This is a genomic window from Halomonas sp. (assembly GCF_041689495.1).
Lineage (GTDB): Bacteria > Pseudomonadota > Gammaproteobacteria > Pseudomonadales > Halomonadaceae > Halomonas.
Genome location: NZ_JBDNGD010000523.1, coordinates 1 through 1,139, shown reverse-complemented (window position 1 = coordinate 1,139; position 1,139 = coordinate 1). Strand labels below are relative to the sequence as shown.

The 1,139-nt window shown below is 70.4% G+C and carries 1 protein-coding gene; it reads right to left on the bottom strand.

The features are described from left to right. Positions 1 to 1,139, bottom strand: a 1,139-nt coding sequence (locus ACESMD_RS15470) for an MFS transporter (protein WP_372614723.1), incomplete at both ends; no start/stop codon positions are given.

Genomic DNA, 1,139 nt, shown 5'->3' with positions numbered 1-1,139 from the left:
GGCGAAGACGGCGGCGTAAGAAAGCAGTTCGGCGACCACCGCACCGGCCAGCGGCAGCAGCGCGGCCGGTGCGACCAGGGCATTGAAGTAGCCGCTGTAGGCCGGTCGGTGGGCATCCGGGGAAATCTCCATCAGATAGCCCAGCTGGGCGATCGTGCCGCCGTTGCCGACCGCGCCGAGCAAGACGAACACCCCCGTGAACCAGGGCAGGACCGCGACCGGGCGCCCCGTGGTGAGCCAGAGCAGCGTCAGCGAGGGGGCCAGGCCGGCGAACACGGCCACGCCTTGCAGCAGGCTGCGCTTGCCGCGCACATCCCCCCACCAGCCCCAGAGCGGGTTGGAGAGCAGGGCGCCGAGGGTCTGCGCGCCCAGCAGGAAGGCGACCTGTGACTTCGCCGCCGCTGCCGTCGTCACCTGCAGGACATAGAACGGCAAGGCCATGGCGACCACCCCCGCGGCCCATTGCGAATAGAGAAACCACCGGAAGCGCCGGTCGTGACGCAGCACCCTCACGCCATCACGAAGAAATGCGACGAAGCCTTGGCGGTGCGCCGGCGGAGCCTGTGGCTCGCCAGCCGAGGCAAACGAGAGGGTCGAGACCAGCAGCAACAGGGCGCCGAGCGAGAGGATCGCGGCGTAGCCGTCGGGAAAGGCGAGCACCTCGAGCAGCCGGGCGGCCAGGGCGACCACGCCGATGGCCAATAGCCCGCCGCCGAAGAAGCGCAGCGCCAGCATGCGGCTGCGCCGCTCCGAGGCGATCGAGCGAGCCACGATATCGTTGTACGGCACGGCAACGATCCCGCTGACGAAGGCATACAGGGTCCACAGCGCGAAGAAGGCGATGATCGTCGGCGCCCCCGGGGCGGCCCCCGCCAGGGCGACTAGGGCGGCCACGCCGGCCAGGCACAGCACGCGCCCACCGGCACCGACCAGGTAGAACGACAGGCGCCGCCGGTGCCGCTGTGCCAGCCAGCCCACGATGAGTTGCGGAAACAGCCAGCCATAGCGGGCGATGGCAGCCGCCGCGCCGACCGCCAGCGTGCTGCCGGTCAATCCATGCACCAGGGCCGCCACGATCGTGCCGGTATCGACGCTGGCCGCACCGCCCTGGAAGAAGATGCCGGCGATGGTGATGCGTC